The 19,715-nt window shown below is 73.1% G+C and carries 16 protein-coding genes; 13 read left to right on the top strand and 3 right to left on the bottom strand.

Annotation, left to right across the window (positions count from 1 at the left end; translation table 11 throughout):
• The first annotated feature begins 48 nt into the window (after nucleotides 1-48).
• The 8 genes from ligD (at nucleotide 49) to ACFYY1_RS10200 (ending at nucleotide 9,988) form a co-directional block, all read left to right on the top strand.
• Complete coding sequence (gene ligD, locus ACFYY1_RS10235; protein WP_388583076.1) at nucleotides 49-945, top strand: non-homologous end-joining DNA ligase; 897 nt, start codon at nucleotides 49-51, stop codon at nucleotides 943-945.
• A gap of 239 nt (nucleotides 946-1,184) precedes the next feature.
• Complete coding sequence (locus tag ACFYY1_RS10230; protein ID WP_388583074.1) at nucleotides 1,185-3,368, top strand: HEAT repeat domain-containing protein; 2,184 nt, start codon at nucleotides 1,185-1,187, stop codon at nucleotides 3,366-3,368.
• A complete protein-coding gene (locus ACFYY1_RS10225) occupies nucleotides 3,365-3,688 on the top strand; it encodes a zinc-ribbon domain-containing protein (RefSeq protein ID WP_388583072.1) in 324 nt (107 codons plus the stop codon). The genes ACFYY1_RS10230 and ACFYY1_RS10225 overlap by 4 nt, the downstream gene beginning before the upstream one ends.
• A gap of 121 nt (nucleotides 3,689-3,809) precedes the next feature.
• Nucleotides 3,810-4,616, top strand: coding sequence for a hypothetical protein (locus ACFYY1_RS10220; RefSeq protein WP_388583070.1), 807 nt, complete (start codon nucleotides 3,810-3,812; stop codon nucleotides 4,614-4,616).
• Between the two features lie 113 nt (nucleotides 4,617-4,729).
• Nucleotides 4,730-5,983, top strand: coding sequence for an ATP-binding protein (locus ACFYY1_RS10215; RefSeq protein ID WP_388583491.1), 1,254 nt, complete (start codon nucleotides 4,730-4,732; stop codon nucleotides 5,981-5,983).
• Nucleotides 5,984-6,082: 99 nt separating this feature from the next.
• Complete coding sequence (locus tag ACFYY1_RS10210) at nucleotides 6,083-7,462, top strand: FtsW/RodA/SpoVE family cell cycle protein (RefSeq protein WP_388583068.1); 1,380 nt, start codon at nucleotides 6,083-6,085, stop codon at nucleotides 7,460-7,462.
• Entirely contained in the window at nucleotides 7,459-8,916 is a 1,458-nt protein-coding gene (locus ACFYY1_RS10205) for a penicillin-binding transpeptidase domain-containing protein (RefSeq protein WP_388583066.1), read from the top strand. Before ACFYY1_RS10210 ends, ACFYY1_RS10205 begins: the two co-directional genes overlap by 4 nt.
• 4 nt (nucleotides 8,917-8,920) lie before the next feature.
• On the top strand, nucleotides 8,921-9,988 hold the full coding sequence (locus ACFYY1_RS10200) for an amidase family protein (protein ID WP_388583064.1): 1,068 nt from the start codon (nucleotides 8,921-8,923) through the stop codon (nucleotides 9,986-9,988).
• 25 nt (nucleotides 9,989-10,013) lie between these two features.
• Here the strand turns inward: ACFYY1_RS10200 and ACFYY1_RS10195 are convergent, their stop codons facing one another.
• Together ACFYY1_RS10195 and ACFYY1_RS10190 are read right to left on the bottom strand one after the other, a co-directional pair.
• Nucleotides 10,014-10,910, bottom strand: coding sequence for an ADP-ribosylglycohydrolase family protein (locus ACFYY1_RS10195; RefSeq protein WP_388583062.1), 897 nt, complete (start codon nucleotides 10,908-10,910; stop codon nucleotides 10,014-10,016).
• A gap of 69 nt (nucleotides 10,911-10,979) precedes the next feature.
• Nucleotides 10,980-12,089, bottom strand: a complete 1,110-nt coding sequence (locus ACFYY1_RS10190; protein WP_388583060.1) for a ferritin-like domain-containing protein — start codon at nucleotides 12,087-12,089, stop codon at nucleotides 10,980-10,982.
• Between the two features lie 177 nt (nucleotides 12,090-12,266).
• On the opposite strand from ACFYY1_RS10190, the gene ACFYY1_RS10185 reads away from it, so the two are divergent.
• From ACFYY1_RS10185 to ACFYY1_RS10165, 5 genes are all read left to right on the top strand, one after another.
• Nucleotides 12,267-13,202 (top strand): diiron oxygenase, encoded by a 936-nt coding sequence (locus ACFYY1_RS10185; protein ID WP_388583058.1) that lies wholly within the window; start codon nucleotides 12,267-12,269, stop codon nucleotides 13,200-13,202.
• 39 nt (nucleotides 13,203-13,241) lie between these two features.
• A complete protein-coding gene (locus tag ACFYY1_RS10180) occupies nucleotides 13,242-13,985 on the top strand; it encodes a TetR/AcrR family transcriptional regulator (protein ID WP_388583056.1) in 744 nt (247 codons plus the stop codon).
• A 24-nt stretch (nucleotides 13,986-14,009) separates the two neighbouring features.
• Nucleotides 14,010-14,276 (top strand): hypothetical protein, encoded by a 267-nt coding sequence (locus tag ACFYY1_RS10175; protein ID WP_388583055.1) that lies wholly within the window; start codon nucleotides 14,010-14,012, stop codon nucleotides 14,274-14,276.
• Between the two features lie 84 nt (nucleotides 14,277-14,360).
• On the top strand, nucleotides 14,361-17,042 hold the full coding sequence (locus ACFYY1_RS10170) for a PQQ-binding-like beta-propeller repeat protein (protein ID WP_388583053.1): 2,682 nt from the start codon (nucleotides 14,361-14,363) through the stop codon (nucleotides 17,040-17,042).
• A gap of 146 nt (nucleotides 17,043-17,188) precedes the next feature.
• Entirely contained in the window at nucleotides 17,189-18,340 is a 1,152-nt protein-coding gene (locus ACFYY1_RS10165) for an NlpC/P60 family protein (RefSeq protein WP_388583051.1), read from the top strand.
• Between the two features lie 89 nt (nucleotides 18,341-18,429).
• Here ACFYY1_RS10165 and ACFYY1_RS10160 read toward each other — a convergent pair whose 3' ends face one another.
• Nucleotides 18,430-19,668, bottom strand: coding sequence for a styrene monooxygenase/indole monooxygenase family protein (locus ACFYY1_RS10160; RefSeq protein ID WP_388583049.1), 1,239 nt, complete (start codon nucleotides 19,666-19,668; stop codon nucleotides 18,430-18,432).
• Between the last annotated feature and the right edge of the window lie 47 nt (nucleotides 19,669-19,715).

The raw sequence follows: 19,715 nt of genomic DNA, 5'->3' as shown, positions 1-19,715 counted from the left end.
CGTCCGCATGGATACGGGTACGTTCCTAAATCATGTGATTCTTATCGTATGACGCCGATCACAGAGGTGGAGGGGCGACGGCTGGCGCTCAGCAATCTCGACAAGGTGTTGTATCCGGCCACCGGGACCACCAAGGGCGAGGTGCTGCACTACTACGCGGCCACCGTCCCGGGGGCCCTGCTCGCCCAGCTGCGTGACCGGCCCGTCTCCTTCCTGCGCTACCCGGACGGGCCGGACGGGCAGCGCTTCTTCACCAAGAATCCGCCGCCCGGTACGCCGTCCTGGGTACGGACCGCTCCGGTGCCGCACCGCGAGGACAAGAGGGCCCGACAGGTGGTCGTGGAGGATCTGGCCTCGCTGATGTGGGCGGCCAATCTGGTGGTGGAGTTCCACACCCCGCAGTGGCGGGCCGGGGCTCCGGGGATCGCCGACCGGATGGTGTTCGACCTGGACCCGGGCCCGCCCGCGACGGTCGTGGAGTGCTGTGCGGTCGCGCTGTGGCTGCGCGAGCGGCTGGCGGCGGACGGGCTGTGCGCGTACGGGAAGACGTCCGGGTCGAAGGGGCTGCATCTGCTCGTACCGCTGGAGCCGACGCCCTCCGACCGGGTGTCCGCGTACGCGAAGGGGCTGGCCCTGCGCGCGGAGCGGGAGCTCGGGGACCTGGTCGTGCACCGGATGAAGCGGGCACTGCGGCCGGGGAAGGTCTTCGTCGACTTCAGCCAGAACGCGGCGGCGAAGACCACCGCCACCCCCTACACGCTGCGGGCCCGGCCCGAACCGACCGTGTCCGCGCCCGTCACCTGGGCGGAGATCGAGCAGTGCCGGACCCCCGGGGAGCTGGTCTTCCTGCTGGACGGGATGGGGGCGCGGCTGGAGCGGTACGGGGATCTGCTCGGCCCCCTGGCCGACCCGGACCGGGCCGGCCGCCTGCCTGTCGCCCCGTAGCCGTCCCCCGGCCCGACGCCCCGTAGCCGTCCCCCGGCCCGACGCCCCGTGGCCTTCCCGGCCGGCCTGTCGCCCCGGCACCCGAAGCGGCCGGTTCTCGCCGGTCCGCCGATAGCGCATGGCACAGACCTTTGTCATGCTCGCCAGGAAAAGACCGCATGTGGAGGGCGGATCGTCCGACCCGTGGTGCACACTCCTCGCAGACACTGCTTCGTTGAAATGCGTGGGGAGGCGATGGGGTGTTCGCAGGGATCGACGAGGTCGACTGGGCCTCGATGGAGCATGCCTATGGGCCGGCCGGTGATGTGCCTGCGATGCTGCGGGGTCTCGCGTCCACCGATCCGGCGGAGCGCGAGGCGGCCCTGGACGGGATGTACGGGGCGGTTCACCACCAGGGTGACGTCTACGCCTGCACGCTGGCCAGTATTCCGTTCCTCTTCGAACTGGTCGTGGATCCGGGCATCCAGGACCGGGGCAGCATCGTCGAACTGCTCACCAGCATCGGCGGTATCGATCTGGACGAGGACGACGAGGACGAGATCGACGAGGACGAGATCGAGGGCGCGGCCAACTACGCGATGGCGGCGACCGCCGTCACCGCCGGCGCCGGGGTCTTCTTCGAGCTGATGGCCGACGAGGACCCGGGGGTACGGCTCAGCGCGCCCCTGGCACTCGCCGCGCTCCACGGCCATCCGGACAGGGTTCTCGCGTTACTGCGGGAACGCCTGCCGATCGAGCCGGACGAGGAGGTGCGGCTCGCCCTGGTCGAGGCCGCGGGACGGGTCGCCCTGCGCCACCGGCTGCTGGCCGCGGAGGCGGCGGCCTGGCTGAGCCGGCTGACCGGCGAGGGATTCCCGCCGGGGCTGCGGCTGGCCGCGCTGGCCCAGCTGGCCCGGTGCGCACCGGACGCGCTGCCCGGCGATGTCGTACGGGTGGTCACGGGGCTGCTGCGGCAGCTGCGCTCGGTGCCCGGACGCCGGTCCGGGACGGCCCCCGTCCTCGACGCCCCGGCCGGTGCGGCTGCCGCCGCCGAGGCGGTCGCGGCCGTCGACGCGTACCCGGACGCGGCCGGGGAGCCGCCCGCCGAGGAGCGGGTCCAGCCGGTGGCCCGGCTGGGCCAGTTGCGGGCGCTGTCCGACGAGGAGGCGCCGGTGCGCCCCGGGCCCTGGACGGGTGACCTGCTGCGCACGCTGCACGTCGGGCTCGACGACCGGGTCGCCGAGCGGACGGCGCTGCTGACGGACCAGCTGCGCAGCCCGGACCACTGCCAGCGGCTCGAAGCGCTGCGGATGTGCGGCGGGCTGATCCGGACCTGGCGGGGATCGTACGAGGAGCTCGTCCGGCTGGTCGGTGAGCAGCTCGCCACCCCCGACCCACGGCTGGCCGAGGCCGCCGCGCACGTACTGGAGGAGCTCTTCGGGCTCGCCGCGCCCGCCGCGGACGCGCTGGCGGCCCGGGTGGCGGCGGATCCCGGGGCCTGGGTGCGGGACTGGCCGAGCGGGCCGCCGGCGCTGGGCAGTGCGGTGAAGGCGCTGGCCAGGCTGGGCGACGCCCGTGCCGTGCCCGCGCTGGCCGCCGCGCTGGAGCGGCCCGAGGTGCCGCACGACGTGGGGTTCGCGATCGGCTGCCTGGGGGCGGCGGCGGCCCCGCTGGCCGGGGTACTGCGCCGCCGGCTCGGCGAGGTCCCGCTCGACGAGCGGGTGCACGACCGGGCGGGCCCGCTGCTCACCGGCCTGGCCGCGCTGCGGGCGGACGAGGCGCTGCCCGAGGTGCTGCGGGTGCTGCACGGCGCGCCGGAGTACCGGGGCGAGTGGGTGCGTACCGAGGCGCTGCGGGCGCTCGGCTCGTTCGGGCCGGCGGCGCGCGGCGTCCTGCCGGAGCTGCGTGCGCTGCTGCGGAGCCCCGGGGCAACTTCGGCGACCGAGGCCGCGAAGGCCCTGTGGGCGGTGGAGGGGGACGCCGGGGCCGTGCTGCCGGTACTCATCGAGGGCCTGCGGGCCGAGCGCGTGCACGAGCTGCGGTCGGCGGTCGAGGCGCTGGGCGGGCTCGGGGCGCGGGCCTCGGTGGTCGCGCCGAGGCTGCGCGCGCTGCTGGCCCACGACGAGCTGTGGCTGCGGGTGGACGCGGCGATCGCGCTGTGGGAGGTGTCCGGGCGGGCCGACGAGTGCGTGCCGGTGCTCCTGGCGGCCTGGGAGCAGAACCGTCATGCGCGCGTCCGGGTGGCGGAAGGCCTGGCGCGGATGGGTGCCGCTGGTGCAGGGTCGGACGCGGCACATGCGCTGCGCGCCGAACTCACCTCCGTACGCCGTCACAACGCGATGGACGGCGGGTACGGCAGCCATGACACATACGAGGACGAGAAGCTGCTGGCGCTCTGCCGGCGCGCGCTTCAGGGACATACGGGGAAGGGACCCGCAACGTGATCATTTTCGGTACGCGAGGCTATCTGTACCAATTGGCGATACTGACGCTGGTCTGCGGGTGGTGCGGCAACCCGGCCGCGCACACGCTGCGCAAGAGGGTCACGAAGTTCACGCTGTTCTTCGTGCCGCTCTTCCCGTTCTCGACGAAGTACGCGACCCAGTGCACGTTCTGCGGCGGTGAGCAGCAGATCCCCAAGGAGCAGGCCGAGCAGCTGCTGGCCCAGCACGCGGCCTCGCAGCAGGGCAATCCGTACGGGCAGCAGCAGGGGCAGCTCGGGTACGCACCGAACGGGCAGGGTCAGAACCCGTACCAGAGCTGACCGGAGCCGATACGCCCCTTGCCCGTACGAAAACGCACGCTCTTTGCCCGTATTAAATAGGCATTACGGACTTCCTTCCGAATAAGGTCTTGAGACCTGGGTCTCGGGAAGGGAGGGAGTCATGCGTCCGCGTCACGGGGTGCGGTGCCGCACGGCGGCGGCCCTCGGGGCCGTCGCCGGTATGGCGCTGCTGACCGGCTGCGGCAACGGCGGCGGGCTGCGGAGTGCCGGACCGACCCCGACCGCCGTCGGCCCCGCCCGGCTCTGGCCCGAACTGCCGCCCGCCTCCGCCGCGCCGTACGACTACGGCGAGGGCGAGACCGCGCGCATCCCCGGGATCCGGGTGCCGGACGGCGATGTGCACCGGCTGGATCCGGTGGCGGTGGTGCGGGCCGGTCTGCAGGCCCGGCCCAACCGGTCCAGCGGCACGGCCGACCTGCCCGCCGACACCGTACGGAAGATCAACGCCTGCCGGACCGAACCGGCCTCCTGTCCCGTGCTCCGGCCCTACTACCGCGATCTGACGGGCGACGGCAGGGACGAGCTGGTGCTCGGCATCCGGCTGGCCGACCACCAGCTCTCGGTGCGGGTCTACATGCCGGAGGCGGGCGGGCTGACCCGCATCCTGTCGACCTCGGACGCCGTGATCAGCGTCGAGCTGGCCGGGCGGGACCTGATCATGCGGGCGCCGTCGGCGATCACCGGGTACGAGTACCGCACCGCCTGGTCCTGGGACGCCCGGCAGCGGGCGATGCTGCCGACGCAGGACGAGATCCTGCGGATCCCGCCGTCCCGGGCGCCGCGCCCGCAGCTCACGACCGCCCCGCCCAGCGCCGCGCCCGTCGCGCCCACCGGCCCCGCCAGCCCCGCCAGCCCTGTCGGCCCCACCGCGACGCCTTCCGACGGTGTCTCCGCGGAGCGCCGGTGAGCCGGCCCGGCGCGGACGGGCCGCACACGCGGCGGCGTCCGCGTCCGCATCGCCTCCGGGTGCCTTCCTGGGCCGCGACGCTCACCTGGAAATCGACCGTCTTCCTCACCGTGATGTGCTGTGCGCTCGCCGCGCTGCTGGGCACGCTGGTCCACACCGAGGTGACCCGGCAGACCGTCGGCGGGGCCCGCGAGAAGGCCCTGTCCCGGCTGGCGGACGTCACCGCCGCGTACGAGACCGGCGAGGCGCTGCCGCCGGGTGCCGGGATCGACCCCCCGGGACTGCCCGCCGAGCTGCGCACCCTGGCCGCCGGCGGCGATCGCGGCACGCTCGTCGGCGAGCACGACGGGCGTCCGGCCATGTGGGCGGCGGGCCCGGCGGACGGCCGCGCGCTGGCCACGCAGGTGGACTACACCCAGAGCGCCCGCACCATCGACAGCCTCGACGGGGCGATCCTCGGCTCCTCCCTGCTGGCCATCGGCGCCACCCTGCTGGTCGGCGCCTTCTCGGTCACCCGGGTCACCCGGCGGCTGCACCAGACGGCCCGGGTGGCCCGCCGGATCAGCGCCGGCGACCTGGACGCCCGCGTCGGCGACCCGCGCACGGCGGACCCCTCACGCCCGCAGGACGAGGTCGCGATCGTCGCCGGGGCACTGGACACGATGGCGTCCACGCTCCAGCGCAAGCTCCAGACCGAGCAGCGGTTCACCGCCGATGTGGCGCACGAGCTGCGCACCCCGCTGACCGGTCTCTCGGCCGCCGCCGAACTGCTGCCGCCGGGGCGGCCGTCCGAGCTGGTGCGGGACCGGGTCCGGGCGATGCGGGCGCTGACGGAGGATCTGCTGGAGATCTCCCGGCTCGACGCCCGCACGGAAGCCGTCGATCTCGACGTGTACGAACTGGTGCCGCTCGTGGAGCGGGTGGTGCACGCGTCCGGAACGGCGACCGCGATCCGCGTCGAACACCCGGAGGGCTCCGCGCACCTGCGCACCGTGACCGACCGGCGGCGCCTGGAACGGGTGCTGGGCAACCTGATCGCCAACGCGCACAAGCACGGCCGACCCCCGGTGGTGCTGACGGTCGACGGACCGGTGGTGACCGTACGCGATCACGGCCCGGGTTTCCCGGACTATCTGCCCGCCGACGGCCCGCAGCGGTTCCGCACCGAGGCCGGCGGCAAGGGGCACGGCCTCGGGCTGACCATCGCCGCCGGGCAGGCCGCGGTGATCGGCGCCGGCCTGGAGTTCCGCAACGCCCCGGACGGCGGGGCGGTGGCCCGGGTGACACTGCCCGAGTACACCGGACCGGACGACGGGACACCGGACGAGGGGACCGGCACGAAGTCCGCGCCCCGTCGCGAGGAATGACCGCCACCGCCCGCCGAGCGGCCGTCCACCACTGCACCTTCGGACATACCTACTACGACATAAGGGAAATACTCACCAGCTCTTGCTACGTTGCCTGGCATGACCGCAACGACGGCGGACGCACCCCCGCCCGATCTACGGCTGCCCAAGCGGCGCGGAGTCGAGCTGCTGCTCCTCATCGGGGCCGTCCTCATCTCCGTCTACGGCTACGCCGCCGTCGGCCTGGCCAAGAACGGCGCGGTCCCGCCCGATGTGGCCGGTTACGGCGCGGGGCTGGGGCTGCTCGCCCTCCTCGCCCATCTCGCGGTCCGCTTCCGTGCCCCGTACGCCGATCCGCTGCTGCTGCCCATCGCCGTGCTGCTCAACGGGCTCGGCCTGGTGCTGATCTACCGGCTCGACCTGGAGACGCCGAAGGACCAGGCGGCCCCCACCCAGCTGATCTGGTCCACGCTCGGGGTGGCGCTGTTCATCGCGGTGGTCGTCCTGCTGCGCGACCACCGGGTGCTCCAGCGATACGCGTACCTCTCGGTCGCCACCGCGCTGGTCCTGATGATCGTGCCGATCTTCTTCCCCGCGGTGAACGGTGCCAAGATCTGGATCCGGGTCGGCGGACTCTCCTTCCAGCCGGGCGAGTTCGCCAAGATCCTGCTCGCGGTGTTCTTCGCCGCGTACCTCGCCGCGAACCGCAACGCGCTCGCCTACACCGGCCGCCGGATCTGGAAGCTCCAGCTCCCCACCGGCCGGGTGCTCGGCCCGATCGTGGCGATCTGGCTGCTGAGCGTCGGCGTGCTGGTCCTGGAACGCGACCTGGGCACCTCGCTGCTCTTCTTCGGCCTCTTCGTGATCATGCTGTACGTGGCCACCGGCCGGACCGGGTGGATCGCGGTGGGTCTGCTGCTCGCCGCGGTCGGCGCGTTCGTCGTCGGCTCCTTCGAGCCGCACGTGCACAGCCGGGTCCAGGACTGGCTCGACCCGTTCGCCTCCATCGACGCCGGCCAGGGGCCCGGCCAGCTGGCCCAGTCGCTGTTCGCGTTCGCCGCGGGCGGGATGCTGGGCACCGGGCTCGGCCTCGGCCACTCCATCCTGATCGGCTTCGCCGCCAAGTCCGACTTCATCCTGGCGACCGCGGGCGAGGAGCTCGGACTGACCGGGCTGACCGCGATCTTCCTGCTGTACGCGCTGCTGGTGGCGCGCGGTTACCGGGCCGGCCTCGCCCTGCGCGACCCCTTCGGGCGCCTGCTCGCGATCGGTCTCGCCTCGATCCTGGCGCTCCAGGTGTTCGTGATCGCGGGCGGGGTGATGGGGCTGATCCCGCTGACCGGCATGGCGATGCCGTTCCTCGCCCAGGGCGGTTCGTCCGTCGTCACCAACTGGATCATCGTGGCGCTGCTGATCCGGCTCAGCGATCAGGCCCGCAGACCCCAGCCCGGCCGGACGGAGACCGGGATCATCGCACCGGTCGCGCGGGACGAGCGGTGATCCGCTACATCCGGCGGGCCGCCGGACTCCTTCTGCTGCTGCTCGTGGCGCTGCTGCTGAACGCCGCCCGCATCCAGGTCCTCGACGCCGACAGCCTGGACAACAACCCCGCCAACCGCCGTCTCACCATCGCCCGTTACGCCCAGCCGCGCGGCAACATCCTGATCGGCGGCAGGTCCGTGACCGGCTCGAAGAACACCGGCGAACAGCTCAAGTACGAGCGCACCTACGTCGACGGCCCGCTGTACGCGCCGGTGACGGGCTACGCCTCGCAGACGTACGGCACGACCCTGATCGAGAACGCCGAGGACTCCGTCCTCTCCGGCACCGACTCGATGCTCGCCCCGTTCCCGCTGTGGAACGAGATCACCCGCAGCCAGCAGCCCGGCGGAAACGTCGTCACGACCATCAAGGACTCGATGCAGCGCGCCGCGTACCAGGGGCTCGGCGGCCGGCGGGGCGCGGTCGCCGCCGTCGAGCCGTCCACCGGGAGGATCCTGGCGCTGGTCTCGACCCCCTCGTACGATCCCGGGCAGATCTCGGGCACCGGTTCGTCCGTCACCGACGCCTGGGCGCGGCTGAACTCGGCGAAGAGCCTGCCGATGCTCAACCGGGCGATCCGGCAGACCTATCCGCCGGGCTCCACCTTCAAGATCGTGACCGCGGCGGCGGCGCTCGACGCGGAGGTCGTCACCGATCCGGACGCGGACACCGGCACCCCGTCCCCGTATGTCCTGCCGGGTACGTCGACCACGCTGCCCAACGAGGCACGGGGCTGCGAGAACGCCTCGCTCGCCGAGGCGATCCGGGTCTCCTGCAACACCGTGATGGCGGACCTGGGGGTGCGGGTCGGGCTCGACGGCATGGTGGACGCGGTACGGAAGTTCGGCTTCAACGACACCGGGCTGAGGATCCCCTCGGGCGTGGCGAAGAGCAACTTCGACACCGACATGACCAAGGACCAGCTGGCGCTGTCGTCGATCGGGCAGTTCGACACGACGGCGACCCCGCTCCAGATGGCGATGGTGGCCTCCGCCGTGGCCAACGGCGGTGATCTCAGGTACCCCTACCTGGTCGACCGTACGACCACCCGCAGCGGATCGACCGTCCACCAGAACGGTCCGCGCACCTACCACCGGGCGATGAACCCGCGCACGTCCATGCAGCTGCGGGAGATGATGGTGGACGTCGTGGAGAACGGCACCGGGTCCAACGCCGCGATCGACGGGGTGACGGTCGGCGGCAAGACCGGCACCGCACAGCACGGCGTCGACAACTCGGGCCTGCCGTACGCCTGGTTCATCTCCTGGGCGCAGGCGCCGGATTCCTCGCAGCCCGCCGTCGCGGTCGCGGTGGTCGTCGAGGACGCGGCGGCGAACCGGGCGGACATCAGCGGCGGCGGCAGCGCGGCCCCGATCGCCCGTTCCGTCATGGAGGCGGCCCTGCGAGACTGACCGGATGGACGATGCCGGGGCCGTGGGCCGGGCGCTGGAGCGCATCGCGCGGGAGGATCCCCGCCTGAGCGCCTTCATCGAGGTGTGGCCCGAGCGGGCGCTCGCCGACGCCGGGCGGGCCCGTGAACTGCCGCTGGCCGGGATGCCGTTCGCGGTCAAGGGGCGCACCGGCATCCGGTCGTACGCGGCCCGGCGGCTGATCGCGGCCGGTGCGGTGCCGGTCGGCGCGACGTCGGTGCCCGGACCCGGCACGGCCTGGCAGACCTGGGGCCTGGGCGCCCACGGCCGTACGGTCAACCCCTGGCGCCCCGACCGCACCCCCGGCGGCTCGTCGGCGGGTTCGGCGGTCGCGGTCGCGGCGGGCCTCGTGGGGCTGGCGACCGGCAGCGACGGGGCGGGCTCGGTGCGGATCCCGGCGGCGTGGTGCGGGGTGTTCGGCCTGAAGACGACGAACGGCCTGCTGCCCTCCCCCGACCGCACCGGGCTGGCCTCCGCCGGGGTGCTGACCCGGTCGGTGGCCGGGGCCCGGACCTATCTGCGCACCGTCCTGGACGAGTACGAGCCGGTGCCGCCGCCCGACCTCCCCGTACCGGCGGTCTTCAGCCCCGGTCTGGGGTTCGCGGAGGTCGACCCGCAGGTCGCGGCGGTCGTCCGGGGGGCGGTGGAGCGGCTGGTGGCGGCCGGGGTGGTGCGGCTGGTGGACCGTACGTGCGAGCTGCTCGACCCGTGCGAGGCGTGGCTGTCGGTCCGGGGCGGGGCGCCGTCCCCGCGCGGCGAGGAGATCAGGCACGCGAACGACACGGTGCTGGACGCCCTGTTCGCCCGTACGCCGCTGCTGCTCACGCCGGCCACGCCCAACCGCCCGCACGGCCACGATGGTCCGGGCGAGCTCTACTCGACCGCGCTGACCTGGGCGTTCAACCTGAGCGGCCACCCGGCGGCCAGTGTGCCCGCCGGGTTCACCGCGGACGGCTGCCCGGTCGGGCTCCAGCTGGTCGCGGAGCGCGGGGCCGATGTCCGGCTGCTGGGGGTGGCCGGTGCGGTGGAGGACGCGCTGGCCGCGAAGGGCTGAGCGGGGCGTGCGCGGGGGCGCGGCCTCAGTCCAGCGGTTCGCGGCGCTTCAGCCACGACTCGGGCACCCCGTCGACCCCGGTGGCCGCGCCGACGACGCCGCCGGTGATGGCGCAGGTGGTGTCGACGTCGCCGAGGCCCTCGGCCGTCGCCCAGAGCGCCGCCTCCAGGCCGTCCGGGTGCCGGGCCGCCGTCCACAGGGCGAACGGGACGGTGTCGTCGGCGCGGATCCGCTGCCCGTTGCCCAGCAGATCGGCCGCCTTCCACGGCTCGGTGGCGAAGGGCACGTCCACGGCCCGGCGCAGCCCGTCCCGTACCGGCCCTTCCGGGGTCCGGTCGGCGACGGCGGCCAGGTTGAACTCGCCGCGCACCGAGAGCGCCGCCGCCACGGCGACCGCCACCGCGCCCGCGATCCCCTCCGGGTGCGCGTGGGTGACGGCCGCCTGGAGTGCGGCCTGCGCGGCGGCGAGTCGGACGTCCTGGTGGAAGTGGGCGCCGAGCGGTGCGACCCGCATCGCCGCGCCGTTGCCGAGGCTGCCGCCCTCGAAGAGCTCGGGCGCCAGGGTGCGCCAGTCGGCCGGCGAGGTCAGCAGTTCGGGCAGCAGGATGTGCATGCCGTGGCCGTAGCCGCGGGCCGGGTCCGCCTCGAAGGCGAGCGCGAAGCAGAGCGCGAGGCGGTCCTGCTCGACCCGGCCGTGCTCCGCTACGACGCGCATCAGGGCCCGTGCCAGCGCGGTGTCGTCGGTCCAGTGCCAGACCGGCTCCTCGGGGGTGCGGCGCGCCTTGATCTCATTGAACGCCCGGCGGGGCTCGCGGAAGAGCGGGAACCACCGCTCGCCGAACGCGTCGCCCAGGGACAGTCCTTCGAGGCTCCGGCGGGCGGCCGCGGGGCCGGCGGCGGGAGGCGGGGTCGAGGTCGTCATGCCCGCCATGCTCCCCCGCACCGGCCGCCGGCGTACATGCGTTTTACCCCCTGGCGGCGCTGTTTCCGGTCACTCGCCGGGTGCGCCCTGGGCTATCGCCTCCTCGACCTCGGCGACCCTGGCCTGCTCCTCCGCCGCGAAGCGGTCCCGGTCCAGCTGCTCGGCTATCTCCTCGTCCTGGGCCATCAGCAGGTCCAGGTTGGAGTCGCCGAGGTCGAAGACGCCCATGTCGACGTACGCCTTCTGGAGCCGTTCGCCCCAGAGGCCGATGTCCTTGACGCACGGCACTATCCGGCTGAACAGCAGCTTCCGGAAGAGCTGGAGGAACTCCGAGTGCTCGGAGAGGTCCTTGGCCTCCTGCTTGGCGATGCCGAAGTTCTCCAGCACCTCGACGCCGCTGAGCCGGTCCCGCATCAGGTAGCAGCCCTCGATGACGAACTCCTCGCGCTCGCGCAGTTCGGCGTCGCTCAGCTGCTTGTAGTAGTCGCGCAGCGCCATCCGCCCGAACGCGACGTGCCGGGCCTCGTCCTGCATGACGTACGCGAGGATCTGCTTGGGCAGCGGCTTGGTCGTGGTGTCACGGATCATGCCGAACGCGGCCAGCGCCAGGCCCTCGATGAGGACCTGCATGCCGAGGTAGGGCATGTCCCAGCGGGAGTCGCGCAGGGTGTCGCCGAGCAGGCCCTGGAGGTTGTCGTTGATCGGGTAGAGCATCCCGACCTTCTCGTGCAGGAACCGGCCGTATATCTCCGCGTGCCGCGCCTCGTCCATGGTCTGGGTCGCGGAGTAGAACTTCGCGTCCATGTCGGGGACGGACTCCACGATCCTGGCCGCGCAGATCATGGCGCCCTGCTCGCCGTGGAGGAACTGGCTGAACTGCCAGGAGGTGTAGTGCTTGCGCAGCTCGCCCCGGTCCTTCTCGGTCATCTTCGCCCAGTGCGGGGTGCCGTACAGGGTGAGGACCTCGTCGGGGGTGCCGAGCGGGTCGGTGGGGTCGACCTCCAGGGACCAGTCGATGCGCTTGTTGCCGTCCCACTGCTTGTCCTTGCCCTTCTGGTAGAGGGCGAGCAGGCGTTCGCGGCCGTCGTCGTAGTCCCAGCTGAAGCGGGCGGCGCCGGAGGCGGGCACCTGCCACGACGGTGTTGCGGGGGCGGTGGTGTAGAGGTCGTGTGTCGACACGGACGGCTCCTTCGCCTGGCGTGTTCCGGTAATTCCCTTGGCGGTTGCGTCAGTTGGCAGGTTCACACGTTGGTAGACACCGGGTCAACAAGTCGCGCGCAAGGGATTGACGGCCCTGCTGACGAGGAGTCTCATAAGGAGTGACCGCCGGTAACCCATGTGCGAGGTGCCCCCAGCATGACCACAGTGAGCGAACGCGACGTCCAGCTGCTTCGCGACGCACTCGGCCCGCTCCGGGACCGCGAACAGATCGCCGAACGGCTGCTCGACTCCTCGGCCAAGCACTCCTTCGACCCGGACAAGGAACTCGACTGGGACGCGCCGGTCGAGGACGGCAAGTGGTTCTGGCCGCCCGAGCTGGTCTCGCTCTACGACACCCCGCTGTGGCGGAAGATGTCCGAGGAGCAGCGGATGGAGCTGTCCCGGCACGAGGCGGCCTCGCTCGCCTCGCTGGGCATCTGGTTCGAGATCATCCTCATGCAGCTGCTGGTCCGGCACATCTACGACCGGCCGGTGACCAGCAATCACGTCCGCTACGCGCTCACCGAGATCGCCGACGAGTGCCGGCACTCGATGATGTTCGGCCGCATGATCAAGTGGGGCGGTTCGCCCGACTACCCGGTGCCGCGCGTCTATCACAACCTCGCGCGGGTGCTGAAGACCATCTCCACCACCCCCGGTTCGTTCGCCGCGACCCTGCTCGGCGAGGAGATCCTGGACTGGATGCAGCGGCTGACCTTCCCGGACGAGCGTGTCCAGACGCTGATCCGCGGCGTCACCCGCATCCATGTGGTCGAGGAGGCGCGGCACGTCCGCTACGCCCGCGAGGAGCTGCGCCGCCAGATGGTGACCGCCCCGCGCTGGGAGCGCGAGCTGACCCGGCTGAGCTGCGGCGAGGCGGCCCGCGTCTTCTCCGTCTGCTTCGTCAACCCCCGGGTGTACGAGAACGTCGGCCTGGACCGCCACGAGGCGGTCGCCCAGGTGAAGGCGAGCGGCCACCGGGCGGAGGTCATGCAGTCCGGCGCGAAGCGGCTGACGGACTTCTTCGACGACATCGGGGTGCTGAACGGGGTGGGACGCAGGCTGTGGAAGAGCTCCGGTCTGCTGGCCTGACCCGGTCCGGTACGAGGGAAAGGGCCTAGGCTTCGGCATATGACCCCTGCTGCCGCCACCGCGCCGCCGGCCCGCGCGTACCGAAGGCTCGGCGTCGAGGAGCGCCGCGCCCAGCTCCTCGGCGCGGCCCTCACCCTCTTCGCCCACCGGGCCCCCGACGAGGTCTCGCTCGACGAGGTCGCGACGGTCGCCGGGGTGTCCCGCCCACTCGTCTACCGCTACTTCCCGGGCGGACGGCAGCAGTTGTACGAGGCGGCGCTGAGGTCCGCCGCCGAGCAGCTGATCCTGTGCTTCACCGAGCCGCCGGTGGGTCCGCCCACCGAGCGGGTGACCCGGGTGCTCGACCGCTACCTCGCCTTCGTCGACGAGCACGACACCGGTTTCAGCGCGCTGCTGCGCGGCGGCTGCGTCGTCGAGACCTCCCGTACGTCGGCGATCGTCGACGAGGTGCGGCGGGCGGCGGCCGAGCAGATCCTGCTGCACCTGGGCAGCGGCGAGGCGGCCGGCCCGAGGCTGCGGATGATGGTGCGCACCTGGATCGCGGCCGTCGAGGCGGCTTCGCTGATCTGGCTCGACGAGGGGAAGCAGCCCGCCGCGGCCGAGCTGCGCGACTGGCTGGTCGACCAGTTGATGGTGCTGCTGGCGGCCACCTCGGCGACGGACCCGGAGACCGCGTCGGCGGTGGCGACGCTGCTGCCGCTGGAGACCGCCGCGGGCCCGGCCGGACGGCTGGCCCAGCGACTGGTACCGGTCCTCGGCGAGGCCGCCCATCTGCTGCCCTGAGGGCTGATCGGTCAGACTGGAGCGGTGCGAAGCGAGAACACCGCCTTCACGGGCGGCCCCCTGGACGGCCGGGTACTGCCCGTGCTCGTCGGCCCGACCGGCCATCCGCCCAAGTGGTACGAGGTCCCGGTGCCGGCCGCCGACGGCGGTCCCGCCACCGTGTACGCGTACCGCAGGGTGCCGGCCGGTCACAGCAGGCGGCTGGGGCTGCCGCGCGGCTGGGTGTACGAGTACGCCCCCGGCGGCCGTGAGCGGCACAGCCCCAAGTGGCCCTGGTCCAAGCCGGACTGAGGGCATGCGGCCCGTCGGGGCACCGGTCGCTCGGTCTAAGATCGACGCTCTGGTGCCCAGGCACGGTCAGCGAGGGGGTGCGCCATGGAGGCGCTGCGTCAGGACGATCCACGCCGCTTCGGCCCGTACACCGTGCTTGCGCGGGTACGCGAGACCGCGAGCGCCGTGCAGTACCTAGCGCATGTCGCGGCGTCGCAGGACGCGGTGGTGATCACCGCCGCACGCCCCGGACTCGCCGCGCTGCCCGCCTTCCGGCGCCGTTTCCAGGCGGAGGCCCGCACCGCGGACCGGCTGACCGGCGGCTGGGTCCAGCCCCAGCTGGGCCCGGAGGACGCCACGGACCACGCCGCGGACGGGGACCTGCTGTGGACGGCGGGACCGTACGTGCCCGCGCTGACGCTCGCCGAGGCGATCGAGGCCACCGGGCCGCTTCCCGAGCGTGCCGTGCGGATACTGGGCGCGGGGATCGCCGAGACCCTCTCCCGGGTGCACGCCACCGGAGCCGTGCTCCAGGGCCTGGCCCCCCGGACGGTGCTGCTGGCCGGGGACGGGCCGCGTCTCACCGCGTTCGGCCCGCTGGGCGCGGCGGCCGCCGCCGAGGCCCGGTCCGGCGGCCAGCTGTCCGTACGGCTCGGTTATCTGACCCCGGAACAGGTCGCGGGCGAGGAGCCCGGACCGGCTTCCGACCTGTTCGTACTGGGCCTGCTGCTGGCGTACGCGGCGACCGGCACGACCCCGCTCGCCGACGGCCCGGCCGCCGAGGGCGCCGAGCGGATCGCCCGCACCGCACCCGAACTCGGCGCGGTTCCGGAGGAGTTGCGCGACCTGATCGCCCGCTGCCTGGAGAAGGACCCGGCCGACCGGCCGAGCGCCGGGACGGTGGCGGCCGAACTCGCCCTGGAGGGGGCGGCGGGCCTGGCGAAGGGCGGCTGGCTGCCGGACGTGCTGGCGGCCGCGGTGGCGGAGCAGGGAGCGTGGGCCCGGGAGACCGTCGCGGCCGGCCAAGCGGTGGACGGACCGGCGGCCGGACCGGCAGCCGAATCGGCCGAAGGCCCCGTGGACACCCCGGTCGACGCCCCGGTCGACGCCCCGCCCCGCGAGCCGGTCGACACCCCGCCGGGCGCACCGGCCGACGGGGCCGAGGCCGTCGAGCCGCTCCCGCTGCCGGACACGCGGACCGCCCAGTTCGGGAACCTCGCGCGCCGGGCCCCCGAGGCCGACCGGCCCACGACCCAGCTCTCCGTCCCGCCCGAGCTCACCGGCCGCCCGGCCACCCCCGCCCCGGCACCCCTCCCCTCGGGACCCTCCGGATCCGCCGGACCCTCCGGACCTGCCCCGGCGCTCCCCGGCGGGGTGCCCGCCGTACCCCCGCCGATGGCCGCCGCACCGGCCCCGCTTCCGATCCCCGCAGGCCGCTCCACGCCCTCCGCCGCACGGCCTTCCTCCCCCGCCGCCGACCGGCGCACCCTGCTCATCGGGCTCGCCGCCGGGGCCGCCGGACTGGTCGTCGGCACAGGCGGCGCCCTCGCCCTGGGCGGCGGCGACGGGACGAGCGACGACCCCAAGCCCGCGCCGAGCCACAGCGGCCCCACCGTCGCGGGCCTGCCGCCGCGGCCCCGCTGGGTGTACACGCACCCGACGGCGGAACCGGCCCCGCTCACCGCCGCCGTCTGGAACGACCGGCTGCTCGTGCTGACCGGCAAGAACGGCGCGACCGCCGTCGACCTGCGCACCGGACGCCGTGCCTGGCAGAACGCGGACGCCGCCGACGGGCAGGCCGCCCTCCCCGCCGGCAAGGACCTCTGCTTCGTCGCCACCCCCTCCGGCTTCCTCTGGCTGTCGCCGAAGGACGGGAGGACCGCGCACCGGGTGGAGCATGCGGCGCTGTCCCCCGAGATGCCGAAGCTGTCCGCCCCGGCGTTCGTCGGCGCGTCCGGGCCGGTGATCTGGTTCACCGGATCCGAGACGGTCACCGTCAAGGCCCCGCCGCCGAAGAAGGGCAAGAAGCGCGGCAAGGACAAGCAGGTGGTCAGGGCCTACCTCTTCGCGTACGACATCGTGCGGCGCGAGCAGTTGTGGCGGGCCCCGGTGCCCGCCGGACGAGCCCCCGGCACCCCCGTCCACCGGCTGATCGCGGTCGGCCGGAACGAAGTGGTGGTACGCCAGAGCCCGGCCAGCCTCACGCCCGGCGACGTCAGGGCCGCCAAGGGCAAGGCCGTCTTCCGGAGCTTCGACCGCAGCACCGGCAAGGCGCTGTGGACCAAGCAGTTCGGCGCCGTCGCCCCGGACGCGGCGGCCATGGGCGACGAGCAGGGCCTCCTGTACGCGGCGGTGGGCGACGACCTCCAGGCGTTCGAGACCCCGGCCGGCAAGCCGAAGTGGACGCTGAACGGCGCCGGCGGGACCCCGTACGGCACCCCCGTCGCCACCGGCACCGTGCTGCACACCACCAACCGCAACCAGGAAGTGGGCACGGTCGAGCGCGAGACCGGGCGGCTGCGCTGGCGCCGCTCCACGGAGGCCGCGATCGGCACCGCCGCGCCCGCCGTCACCCTCAGCACGACCGGCCGCACGCTGCTGGCCGCGGACGGCTCCCAGGTCACCGCGTTCGCGGCCGAGGACGGCCGGCGGCTGTGGAAGTTCCAGGACATCGGCACCCAGGACCCGAAGGGCCCCACGGTCACCGCCCCGTACCGGGTACTGGCCTCCGGTCCGACCGCCGTCGTACAACGCGACCGGATCTTCTACGCGTTCCCGGTCGCCTGACGGCTGTCCCGGTGCGGCATCCGGGCGAACCCGGCCGCCGCCACGCCACGCGGTTCTTGCATTTCCCGACATCGAGTGAACGTATTGTCCCGTTGCGCTCACTTATGGGGTAGTCCCATGATCGCCCCGTCATCGGAGGTGATGTCGTGTCGGGCGGAGTCCTGCGTACGGTCTGCACCGCGGCCCTGGCCGCGTTCGTCGTGGCCTCGCCGACGGCCGCCGCGGCCCCGGACCCGGAGCCGGCCGCGGGCGCGAACAGGAGCGTCGCGCAGCTCCTGTCCGAGCTGAGGAAGCTGTACCAGCAGGCCGAGGAGGCCACCGAGACGTACAACGGGACCAACGCGGAGCTGAAGAAGCGCGCGGCGCAGGCGAAGAAGCTGGACGCCGAGCTCGTCGCCGCCCGGACCGCGCTGGCCGACAGCCACGGTGAGGCCGGGCAGCTGGCCCGGGAGCAGTATCAGGGGCGCTCCGACTTCTCCGCGTACATGCGGCTCCTGCTGTCCCGGAATCCCGAACACCTGCTGGACCAGGAACATGTGATCCGGCGTGCGGCGACCGCACGGGCCGCGACGGTGAAGCGGCTCACCGGGGCCGAGAAGCGTGCCGACGAACTGGCCACCAAGTCCCGCAAGGTGCTCGACCGGCAGCAGGTCCTGGCCAAGAAGCAGAAGAAGCAGCGGGACACGGTCCGGGCACGGCTGAAGGCCGTCGAGTCGATGCTGGCCAAGCTCACCGCCTCGCAGCTCACCGAGGTGTCCCGGCTGGAGAACCGGGACGTGGACAAGGCGCAGGGCGCCCTGGCCGCCTCGGGGGCGCTGTCCTCGACCCGGTCGCCGTCCGAAGCGGGCGGGGAGGCGGTGAAGTACGCGATCGCGCAGGTCGGCAAGCCGTACGTGTGGGGCGCGGAGGGGCCCGACTCGTTCGACTGCTCGGGGCTCACCTCGCGGGCCTGGGCGAAGGCCGGCCAGGTCATTCCGCGGACCTCGCAGGAGCAGTGGCGGCAGCTGCGGAAGGTGCCGGTGAACGCGCTGCGCCCCGGTGACCTGGTGATCTACTTCCCGAAGGCCACCCATGTGGCGCTGTACATCGGCAACGGCCAAGTGGTGCAGGCGCCCCGGCCGGGCACGAAGGTGAAGGTCTCACCACTCGCGTCGAATCCGCTGCTCGGCGCCGTACGGCCCGACCCGCGGAGCGCGGCGCTGTCCTCGTACCAGCCGCCACGGCTCCCGCAGGGGGCCTCGGCGGGCTCGGACGCGGGATACAGCTCCTCGTCGGCCCCCTCCTCCGCCAGGAAGTAGGCGACGGCCGGGCCGTCCGCGGGCCGTCAGGACGGCCCGCGGACGCCGACGTCGACCAATGTCGAGCCGCTGCTCGGGAGACCGGGCGCTTACGCCGCGCCGGTGACCTCGGCGAGGTACGCGTTGGTCTTCTCCGGGTCGAAGAAGAAGTTCTCGAAGTCCGCCGGGTTGTTGAAGCCGTTGGCGAAGCGGTCGGCGACCGGCTGGAGCTGGCCGGCGGCGCCGATCAGGTTCAGCACGTGCTCCGGCGGCACGCCGAGCATGGCGTTCGTCCACTTCGTGACGTGCTGGGCGGTGTCCCAGTAGCGGTCGAAGGTGGCCTGCATCCAGTCCGCGTCGAACTCCCGGTCACCGTGCTCGATGATCGAGTCCAGGTACGCGTTGGCGCACTTGGAGGCCGAGTTGGAGCCCTGGCCGGTGATCGGGTCGTTGGCGACGACGACATCCGCGACGCCGAGGACCAGACCGCCGCCGGGCAGCCGGCCGATCGGCTTGCGGACGGTCGGTGCGTAGCGGCCCGCCAGGGTGCCGTTGGCGTCGGTCAGTTCGACCTTCGTGGCACGGGCGTACTCCCACGGCGTGAACCGCTCCATGAGCTCCAGCGTCTTCGCCAGGTGCTCGGACGGGTCCTTGATGCCCTGGAAGACGTCGAGCGGGCCGCCCGGGACGCCCTCCCAGAACAGGATGTCGGCGCGGCCGGACGTGGTCAGGGTCGGCATCACGAAGAGCTCGCCGACGCCGGGGACCAGGTTGCAGCGGACCGCGTCGAAGTCGGGGTGCTCCGGGCGCTGGCCCATGCCGTGGACGTAGGCGACGGCCAGGGCGCGCTGCGGGGCGTCGAACGGCGAACGGGAGGCGTCCCGGCCGAACATGGAGACCAGCTCGCCCTTGCCCGCGGAGACCATCACCAGGTCGTAGGTGCGGGAGAAGTAGTCCAGGTCGGAGACGGCCGCGCCGTGGATGACGAGCTGTCCGCCGCGCTGGGCGAACGTCTCCATCCAGCCGGCCATCTTCACGCGCTGGTCGACGGACTGGGCGAAGCCGTCCAGCTTGCCGACCCAGTCGACGGCGCGCGAGGAGTCCGGCGCCGCGACGGAGACGCCGAGCCCCTCGATGCGCGGGGCCTGGGACTCCCAGAAGTTGAGCTGGTAGTCACGCTCGTGCTGGAGCGCGGTGTGGAACATGCACTGCGTCGACATGACCCGGCCGGAGCGGACCTCGTCGGCGGTGCGGTTGGACATCAGGGTGACTTCGTAACCCTTGGACTGCAGCCCGAGGGCCAGCTGGAGCCCGGACTGGCCGGCTCCGACTATGAGTATCTTCCGCATCGCGGTTCTCCGTTGTATGTGATCCAGGGCCTGTCCGGCGGACAGGG

Source organism: Streptomyces sp. NPDC001890 (assembly GCF_042891445.1).
In the GTDB taxonomy this organism is placed as follows: domain Bacteria; phylum Actinomycetota; class Actinomycetes; order Streptomycetales; family Streptomycetaceae; genus Streptomyces.
Note: the sequence above shows the minus strand (reverse complement) of the source record. Positions and strands in the feature narration are given on the sequence as shown.